The sequence below is a fragment of the Neisseria sp. HMSC03D10 genome (genome assembly GCF_001807625.1).
In the GTDB taxonomy this organism is placed as follows: Bacteria; Pseudomonadota; Gammaproteobacteria; order Burkholderiales; family Neisseriaceae; genus Neisseria; species Neisseria mucosa.
The window spans coordinates 1-9,637 of record NZ_KV789595.1; the positions used below are offsets into that span (position 1 = coordinate 1).

Annotated in this window: 7 protein-coding genes; 4 read left to right on the plus strand and 3 right to left on the minus strand. The window is 50.4% G+C overall.

Annotation, left to right across the window (positions count from 1 at the left end):
• Positions 1-119: 119 nt before the first annotated feature.
• Both ftsH and HMPREF3066_RS09835 read right to left on the minus strand, forming a co-directional pair.
• Positions 120-2,066, minus strand: coding sequence for an ATP-dependent zinc metalloprotease FtsH (gene ftsH / locus HMPREF3066_RS09830; protein ID WP_070442590.1), 1,947 nt, complete (start codon positions 2,064-2,066; stop codon positions 120-122).
• 64 nt (positions 2,067-2,130) lie between these two features.
• Positions 2,131-2,751, minus strand: coding sequence for an RlmE family RNA methyltransferase (locus HMPREF3066_RS09835; protein WP_003762741.1), 621 nt, complete (start codon positions 2,749-2,751; stop codon positions 2,131-2,133).
• Positions 2,752-2,859: 108 nt separating this feature from the next.
• Between HMPREF3066_RS09835 and yhbY the strand changes: the two genes are divergently transcribed.
• Positions 2,860-3,144, plus strand: a complete 285-nt coding sequence (gene yhbY / locus HMPREF3066_RS09840; protein ID WP_019271240.1) for a ribosome assembly RNA-binding protein YhbY — start codon at positions 2,860-2,862, stop codon at positions 3,142-3,144.
• 197 nt (positions 3,145-3,341) lie between these two features.
• On the opposite strand, the gene HMPREF3066_RS09845 is transcribed toward yhbY, so the two are convergent.
• On the minus strand, positions 3,342-5,564 hold the full coding sequence (locus HMPREF3066_RS09845; RefSeq protein ID WP_070442593.1) for a TonB-dependent receptor: 2,223 nt from the start codon (positions 5,562-5,564) through the stop codon (positions 3,342-3,344).
• 250 nt (positions 5,565-5,814) lie between these two features.
• Between HMPREF3066_RS09845 and HMPREF3066_RS09850 the strand changes: the two genes are divergently transcribed.
• The 3 genes from HMPREF3066_RS09850 to HMPREF3066_RS09860 all read left to right on the plus strand — a co-directional run bounded on the left by HMPREF3066_RS09850 (position 5,815) and on the right by HMPREF3066_RS09860 (position 9,544).
• Entirely contained in the window at positions 5,815-7,584 is a 1,770-nt protein-coding gene (locus HMPREF3066_RS09850; protein ID WP_070442596.1) for an ABC transporter ATP-binding protein/permease, read from the plus strand.
• A 92-nt stretch (positions 7,585-7,676) separates the two neighbouring features.
• Positions 7,677-8,987, plus strand: coding sequence for a DUF2130 domain-containing protein (locus HMPREF3066_RS09855; protein WP_070442600.1), 1,311 nt, complete (start codon positions 7,677-7,679; stop codon positions 8,985-8,987).
• Between the two features lie 149 nt (positions 8,988-9,136).
• Positions 9,137-9,544, plus strand: a complete 408-nt coding sequence (locus HMPREF3066_RS09860) for an NfeD family protein (RefSeq protein WP_019270913.1) — start codon at positions 9,137-9,139, stop codon at positions 9,542-9,544.
• The last annotated feature ends 93 nt before the right edge of the window (positions 9,545-9,637 follow it).

Sequence of the window (9,637 nt, forward strand, 5' to 3'; positions counted from 1 at the left end):
GACGCTGTTTGCTGCCGGCGGTCTGAATAATGATGGTGTCAACACGTTCCCTCCTTCCCAGTTCACTCAATCATATTAAAATAAAAACGGCAGCTTTAATAAGCTGCCGTTTCCCATATTTATGATTTATTTCCCGAGTCTTCAAAAGACTCAATCGGAGCAGATTCCTGAGCAACAGTTTGAGGTTTAGGCTCTGGTTCGGATGGTTCCGCATTATCCTGACGTATATTGTGGCTGTAATCTTTAGGCGGGCTAGGTTGTTTGCCTGCCATAATTTCCAATACTTGATCACGATCGATGGTTTCCCAATCTATCAAGGCTTTACACATGGTCTCCATTTTATCGCGGTTTTCATCAAGGATTTTGTAGGCCACCTGATATTGCTCGTCCAAAATACGGCGTACTTCAGCATCAATATCTTGTTGCGTTTTTTCGGAAATGTTTTGAGAACGGGTAACGCTGCGTCCCAAGAACACTTCACCTTCATTCTCTGCATAAACCATTACGCCCATTTTATCGCTCATCCCATAGCGCGTAACCATTTCGCGCGCCATTTGGGTGGCACGTTCAAAATCGTTGGACGCACCGGTGGAAATACGGCCGACGAAGATGTCTTCGGCAATACGACCGCCGAACAAGATGGAAAGCTGACTCAGCATTTGGTCTTTATACATGCTGATACGGTCGCGTTCGGGAAGCTGCCAAGTCAAACCAAGCGCACGGCCGCGCGGCATAATGGTCACCTTGTGGACAGGGTCAGTAAATGGCAGGCTTTCGGCAACAATCGCGTGACCAGCTTCATGGTAGGCAGTCGCACGTTTTTCGTCTTCATGCATTACCATGCTGCGGCGTTCGGGACCCATATAGATTTTGTCTTTGGCATCTTCGAAATCGCTTTGATCAACTTTGGTTTTATTCCGACGGCCTGCAAACAGGGCGGCTTCATTAACCAAGTTAGCCAAATCCGCACCGGAAAAACCGGGAGTACCTCGGGCCAAAGAACCCAAATCGACAGATGCATCCAAAGGCACTTTTTTTGCGTGTACTTTCAAAATCTGTTCACGACCACGAATATCGGGTAGTGGAACCACCACTTGTCGGTCGAAACGGCCGGGACGTTGCAAGGCGGGATCTAATACGTCCGGACGGTTGGTTGCGGCAATAACGATAACGGTCTGATTACTTTCAAAACCGTCCATCTCGACCAAAAGCTGGTTCAAGGTTTGTTCGCGCTCATCATTACCACCGCCCAAACCGGCACCGCGCTGACGGCCGACAGCGTCGATTTCGTCAATAAAAATGATACAAGGGGCGTTTTTCTTCGCTTGTTCAAACATATCGCGCACGCGGCTTGCACCGACCCCGACGAACATTTCAACAAAGTCAGAACCTGAGATGCTGAAGAACGGTACGCCTGCTTCGCCTGCAATGGCTTTTGCCAACAAAGTTTTACCGGTACCCGGGCTGCCTGCCAGTAAGATACCGCGCGGAACGCGTCCGCCCAAACTTTGATAACGGCTTGGAGCTTTCAGGTAATCAACGATTTCCTGCACTTCCTCTTTTGCCTCATCGCAACCGGCAACATCGGCAAAGGTAACTTTGTTGGCATCTTTGTCCAGAAGACGGGCACGGCTTTTACCGAAAGAGAATGCGCCCCCCTTACCGCCGCCGCCACTTTGCATACGCATAAAATAAAACCATGCGCCAATCAGCAGCAATACCGGCAACAGGCTGTAAAACAGGCTGGCGAGCATGCTTGGTTTTTCTTCGGGGATAACGTTGACGCGGACTTTATTGTCCAAAAGCGTTTTAACCAAATTATCGTCCAAAGGCGCATTGGTGAAGAAAGAGGTTTTATCGGTACGCTCGCCTTTAATCAGATAACCGCTGACGACTGAGCCTTCGATATTGACATTGGCTACTTCACCGTTGTTTACCTGTTGGATAAATTGAGAGTATTCGATTTGCTGCTTGTTTTCCTGCTTGCTGGTCAGAGCATTGAACGCAGCCATCAAGCCGACGCACAAAGCAACCCAGAGCAGAATTGACTTAAAGGTATTCCCCACTTAGCCAGGCTCCATGATATAAAGATAAACGAAAGAAAGATTTTAAAACACGCTGCTTGTATTGTCAGCGTTTATTTTTTCCTAATAAATAAATCTCACTGGAACGATTGCGCGATGCCTCGGGCTTGCGCGTCTGCACCGTTCCGAAGATTTCACGCATGGCTGCCATATATTCCTGATAGCCCGCTCCCTGAAATACTTTCACCAAAAAGCTGCCGCCCGTTTTCAAATGATTGACGGCAAAGTCCAAAGCCAGTTCACATAAATAAAAGCTGCGGGCTTGGTCGGTTACGGCGTTACCCGACATATTGGGTGCCATATCGCAAATTACAAGGTCTAGCGGACGGGCGTCCAGCAGGGTTTCAAATTGCGCCAATACTTCGTCTTCCCTGAAGTCGCCCTGAATAAAAGAAACACCTTCTATTTCATCCATAGGCAGGATATCCAATGCGAACACTCGTCCTGAATTGCCGACCAGTTTTGCCGCGACTTGCGACCAGCTTCCCGGTGCGCTGCCTAAATCCGCCAAAACCGTGCCGGGTTTGATTAATTTGTCTTTTTCGTTGATTTCCAGCAGTTTATATGCAGCGCGGGCGCGATAACCGTCTTTTTGCGCCATGTGGACGTAATGATCGTTTACGTGTTCGTGAAGCCAGGCTTTTGATGATTTTGAACGTACTGCCATAATTTATTTAATGATATAGAGAAACGCCGTATTGTACGTTATTTTCCCCCGAGATTGCGCCAAATCGCGTACAATGCCGCATTATTCTTTCTTTTCAAGCATTAGAACATGACTGACAATAAATTAAGCACCAAAGAAATTTTGGAATTGAAAGCCCGCGCCCACCACCTTCATCCCGTTGTAATGGTGGGACAACAAGGTTTGACCGAGTCCGTTATCAAAGAAACCGATGCCGCTCTGACGGCGCATGAGTTAATCAAAGTCCGTGTATTCGGCGACGACCGCGCCGAACGCGTTGAAATTTGCAATGCGTTGTGCGAAGCCGTCGATGCGCAACTGGTTCAGCATATCGGTAAGCTGTTGGTGTTGTGGCGTAAAAACTTGGAGGCTTGAGAAAGCGTTTGGTTCCAAACAATGAGAGGTCGTCTGAAAAACTATCAAGGCTTTCAGACGACTTTCGTTTAATAAATCTTGAAATCAGTATAGAAACAACAGCAGATTATTTATCCCTTGATATAAAAGGTCGTCTGAAAACCCTGATTGGGGATTTTCAGACGACCTTTGTCTTTGCCGGTTGGTCTATCCGGATATTAGAAATCCAATTCCGCTTTCAGCCAGTAAGTACGCGGCATGCCGACGACGGCGAAGCTGCGGTCGTATTGGCCGCGCTGTACCTGCCAGTAGTTTTTGTTGAACAGGTTTTCTACCGAGCTGCTGACGGTCAGGGTGTTTTTACCCAGTTTGGTTTTGTAGCGCGCGCCTACGTCAACCAAGGTATAGGATGGGAAGGCGTATTGCTTTTGAGTGTCTTGGTAAGACTTGCCGAAGTACGAAACGTTGCCGTTCAAGGTCAAGCCTTTGGCAAACGGGGTGTCCCATTCCACGCCCGCTTTGGCAATCACGCGCGGGTTGGCGACTTGCACGCCGTTAACAAGATTGTCGGCGAAATTCGGGTAATCTTTTACGGTCGATTGCAGATACATCAAACCAAAGCTCGGACGCAGGGTTTTGTTCAACAAATTGGCATAGGTATTGAACTCGATACCGCGGCTGCGTTCCATGCCTTGCTCGGAACCGCTATAAGCCAAGCCTGCATTTTTGCGCGCTGCGAAATCAGTTCCTGAAGTCGTGTTGCCGCGCCAGTAGCCCGGGCGTTTGATTTGGAACGCGTTTAAAGTGGTGACAAAGTCGCCCCAGTTTTTGCGTACGCCGACTTCAAATTGGCGGCTGACGCGCGGATCTGCCATCGTTACATGACCGTCGTCATCGGTACGGATGTCGGACGGCTCCAAATCTTCCATATAGTTTCCGTAAACCACCAAATCAGGCTGCGGAACCCATGCCGCCATCAACATCGGGCTGAAACGGCTTGCATCCGCTTTGCGGCCGTTTAATTTGTTTTTCTGCTCGACGGCTTGGAAACGCCCGCCCAAAGTGAGTCGGTATTTGTTGTCGGCAAAACCAAGCGTGTCAGATACCGCCAAACTGTTTACTTTGATTACGGTATCCAATGAAGGCGTTGCACTCCACGCGCTTCCTAAGTTGGAATCCAATTTTGCCAATTGGGTCGGAATATCAAGGCTTGGATCGATAACGCTGCTTCTTGTTTGACGTGCTCCTTGATAAGTAGTACGTTTGCGGTCGATTCGGTCAAATGCGGCACTCCAGTTGTGGCTCACCGGACCGGTTTCAAATTCGCCGCGTGCAGTCAGATTCATACTGAGCGTTTTGAAACGCTGGTCGGTCAAACGTGCGCGACCTGAATTGTAGGTTAAACCGCTGCTCGTAACGGTCGGAGAGGCGAAATTACCGTAATAGCGCGCATTGTTGTAGCCGATACCGCCTGTAATTTGGGCATTTTCAAACGCATCCCATTCGAAGGTCAGCATATTGGTCTGACCGCGCGTGTTTTGAGCCTGCCAGCTCGGCGCCAGATTCACTTTGCCTTCAGGCGCGTCAAACAAGCGGCCGCTGGCGTTTTGAATATCCTGCATACGCGCGCGGCCGCCGTTGGTTTTGCGTTTCGCGTAGATGGAATCGAACGCCACGCGCAGTTTTTCGCCGCGGTAGTCGGCATTCAAGGCAAATTCTTTGTTGTCTTCACTGTAACCGTGGCGCGGGGTATCGCCGTGGCGCAGCTTGCCGTTGGCACGCACGCCGAATTCTTTGTTTTCGCCGAAGCGTTGACCCAAGTCGAATGTGCCTTGAGCACGGTTGTTGCTGAACCAGCCCAAACCGATTTTACGGTTGCCTTCATCTGCAGCTTTTTTGGTCTCGATATTGACGGAACCGGATACCGCGCCTTCAGGGTCCATGCCGTTTACAGTGGTGGACGCGCCTTTAATCAGTTGCGCGGAGCCGACTTGCACGCTGGCTGTGCCTTGCGTGCCGTACATACCTGCCAAACCGTTGACGCTGAATTGGCGCGCATCAAGCTGATAACCGCGGAAATACAGGCCGGTCAATGTGTTGCTTTCGCCGCCGAACTGCCAAACGGAAGCGTCTTTTTTCGCTACGGCATCCACCAAAGTACGCGCTTCGGTGTTGTTGAGGGCTTGTTCGTCGTAGTTGACGACGGTAATCGGCGCGGTAAAGGCATTGGCTTTGCCCAATACGCCCAAGTTCACGCGGTCGCGCAAGTCGCCGTCGCTGGCGATGGAGTAAGAACGGGCGGCTTTGACGCGTTTGGCGTCGGCGCGGACATGGACTTCCTGCAACTGCTGTTGCACTGGGGCTTCGGGCGTCGCTTCATCGGCGGCATAAGAAAATGCGCTCATAATCAAAAGCGGCATCAGGGCTAATTTGCTGTTCATAGATTCCTTCTGTCTTTGAGGTGGGTTATTTTTGTTGCAATAAGCGTTAAAAATCACAAAGTAATTTTGCTGCGGAATTATATTTGATAATATTCTGCTTTTCTATAAAAATTGATGATAACTATTTGTAAAAACAAAAATACAACATCAATCAAAACTTTATCCATAGTAATTGTAAATTATTTTATTAAGCGGAGAATCAGGGTTTCAAACGACCCCTGCCCGCTGCCTGCCCCAAGAGACAACGCACATGCAAAAATGGCAAATCGAGCTTTATTCCACGCCGTCTTGGCTGTTACAGACCTTATTGATGGTCGCCGCCGCCTCGGCGGTGATTCTGTTTTTGGCACGCGAAACGCGCTTCGGGCGGGAGTTTGCCTATATCCTGCGGCTGTGTCTGACGCCGAAAAGCGCGGTCAAAGTATTGCTGCTGATTACGGCGATGATTGCGCTGCTGCTGACCGAAGTGCGGCTGAATGTATTGAGTACCTTTATGTCCAAAGGACTTTACGACTCGATGCAGGATTTGAACGCCTCCGCGTTTTGGATGTTTGCAGCGATGAACGCGGGCGTGGTGTTGGTGCGGGCGTTTAACAACGTCGTCAACGACTTTCTCGATCAAGGCTTGGCGATTAAATGGTCGGAGCGGCTCAATGAAGTGCTGACAACGCGCTGGCTTGCCGACAAAAACTACTACCGTCTGCAAATGCGCCGCCATGCGCCGGACAACATCGACCAGCGTATCCAACAAGACGCGCAGGATTTCATCGCCTCGACCATAGAATTTGTGCGCGGCATGGTCAATTCGGTCGTTACCTCGCTGGAATTTGCCGTTGTTTTGTGGAGCTTGGCGGGCATCCTGACCGTGTTCGGCTTCGACATTCCGCACGGCATCGTTTGGTTTGTCTATATGTTTGTGATTTTGGCGACCTTTATCGCCATGTGGATAGGCAACCCTCTGATTCGTTACAACTATGAAAACGAAAAGCTCAACGGCGACTATCGTTATTCCCTCATCCGCGTGCGCGACCACGCCGAAAGCGTGGCGTTTTACAGCGGCGAACAACACGAACACGACCAGCTTGCCGACCGCTTCAAGGCCATTATCCGCAACCGTTGGCGCATCGCCCGCCAAAGCGTCTGCTTGAGCGGCTTTAACGATATGTTTACCAACGGAATTAAGCTCTTCCCCATTATTTTGCAAGCCCCGCGCCTGTTTGCCGGGCAAATCAAAATCGGCGACATCCAGCAGACCGTCCAAGCCTTCGCCCGACTGCAAAACGCCCTGTCCTTCTTTCGGATGTTCTACAACAAATTCACCGCCTACCGCGCCCGACTGGAGCGTCTGTACGGATTCTTGCTGAGTACGGAAGAACAACACAGCGCGCAGCAACCTGACATTACTGAAGTTTCAGACGACCTCTCGCTGGAAAACGTCGTCCTGTTCCGCCACAACGGCGAAATCCTGTTGAGCGGCATCAACGTCAACCTCAAAAGCGGTGATTCCCTGCTGATACGCGGCCCGAGCGGTTGCGGCAAAACCTCGCTGCTGCGCGCGCTGGCAGGGCTTTGGCCGTTCGGCAGCAGCGGCAAAGTCAGCCGTCCGCCGCATCAAGACATCCTCTTCCTGCCGCAACGCCCGTACACGGCACAAGGCAGCCTGCGCGACGCGATTTGTTACCCCGACATCGACAAACAGCATCCCGAACTAGCCGACGCCATGAACACCTGCCGCTTAGGTTATCTCGTTGATAAATTGGACAAACCCGACGACTGGCAACACAAACTCTCCCCGGGCGAACTGCAACGCGTCGCCTTCGTCCGCGCCCTGCTCTCGCAGCCCAAAGTCATCCTGCTCGACGAAGCCACCGCCGCCTTGGACGAACCGACCGAGGCCCTGCTCTACCGCGCCTTAAAGCAAAAACTGCCGCAGAGCATCATCATCAGCATCGGCCACCGCAGCACGCTCAACGAGTTTCACGATTTCAGTCTTGATGTTGGCAACGTAGCTTGCGATTGAATTTAAAGCGACGAGGTCGTCTGAAAACCCGCAAGGGTTTTCAGACGACCTTTCTGCTAAAATCCCACTCTCAAACAAAAGGGAAACCCGCCATGCACGAAATCAAATGCCCGCACTGCCACACCGCGTTTACCGTCAACGAAGCCAGTTACGCCGACATCCTGAACCAAGTCCGCACCCAAGAATTTCAAACCGAAATCCACGAGCGCCTGCAACAGGCGCAGATGCAGTTTCAAAGCGATATGCAGCTTGCCCAAGCGCAGGCGCAAAATCAGTTTGACAAAATCCTAGCCGACAAAAACCACGAAATCGCCGCCCTATCCAACCAAATCAATGCCTACGAAAAAGACAGCAAACTTGCCGCCGCCGAAATCGAAGGTCGTCTGAAAGAGCAAATTGCCGAACAGGATAAATTGATTGCCGAACTGAAAGCGCAGGCAAAATCGCTGGAAACGGCGAAAAACATGGAAAAAGAGCTGGAAATCACCAAAGCCGTTGCCGAAAAAGAGCGCGAATTGGGCAATCTGAACACGCAGCTCATGCTGCAATCCAAAGAAAACCAGTTGGAAAAACAAAGCCTGCGCGAAAAATACGAAGCCGAACTCAAACAAAAAGACGAAACCATCGCCTTCTACAAAGACTTCAAAGCCAGACAGTCCACCAAAATGATAGGAGAAAGCCTCGAGCAGCACTGCGAAACCGAATTCAACCGCATCCGCACCACCGCCTTTCCCCAAGCCGTCTTCGGCAAGGACAACGACGCCAAAACCGGCAGCAAAGGCGACTACATCTACCGCGAAACCGACGAAGAAGGCAACGAAATCATCTCCATCATGTTCGAGATGAAAAACGAAAACGACGAAACCGCCACCAAAAAGAAAAACGAACACTTTTTTAAAGAGTTGGACAAAGACCGCAGAGAGAAAAACTGCGAATACGCCGTCCTCGTCTCACTCTTGGAAGCCGACAGCGACCTCTACAACAACGGCATCGTCGACGTATCCTACGCCTACCCGAAAATGTACGTCGTGCGCCCGCAATTCTTTATCCCCATCGTCTCCCTGTTGCGCAATGCCGCGCTCAATTCATTGAAATACAAACAGGAATTGGCACAAATGCGCGCGCAAAACATCGACATCACACACTTTGAAGAAGACTTGGACAAGTTCAAAACCGATTTCGCCCGCAATTACGAACTCGCCAGCCGCAAGTTCCAAACCGCCATCGACGAAATCGACAAAACCATCAGCCACCTGCAAAAAACCAAAGAAGCCCTACTCTCTTCAGAAAACAACCTGCGCCTCGCCAACAACAAAGCAACCGACCTGACCGTCAAAAAATTAGTGCGCAAAAACCCGACCATGAAGGCCGCCTTTGCCGCGTTGGAGAAAAAAGAGGATTGAGGTTCGTATGAAGTAAAGGTCGTCTGAAAGCGGCCTTCCCCGTTTTCAGACGACCTTTCCCGAGTCAAAGCCGTTTGAATATTACCTGCGATACGGCTATGATGAAGCCTGTCCCTATACATTTACATTGATAATGAAAGGAATCCCGCATGACCACTTGGTTTATTGCCGCTGCCGCCGTCCTGATTGTCGAGCTGTTTGTCGGTACTGTATATCTCTTGGTTGTCAGTGCGGCTTTGTTTGGCGCAGGATTGGTGTATGGGCTGACCGGTAATACTTCGATTGCCGTCGCTGCGGCAGCCGTTTTGTCCGCCGTCGGTATCTGGGTGGTACACAGTAAATTCAAAAAAACTACGCCCCGCCAAGAATTGAACGATGATTTGGACATCGGACAGACCGTTCAAATCCTCCGCCGCCTTCACGGCGATTGCTATGAAGTTTCGTATCGGGGAACGTACTGGCAGGCGCAGGCTGAAAATGCCGATGCCGTTCAGACGACCTCTACCGCCGTGATTACCGGTAAAAACGGTAATGTTTTACTCATTCGTTTCAATTGATTAATAAAATCAAAAGGAGCATCATGGGCGAATTGATTACCCTTCCTAAAAATATTCACCTATTATAGTGGATTAAATTTAAACCAGTACGGC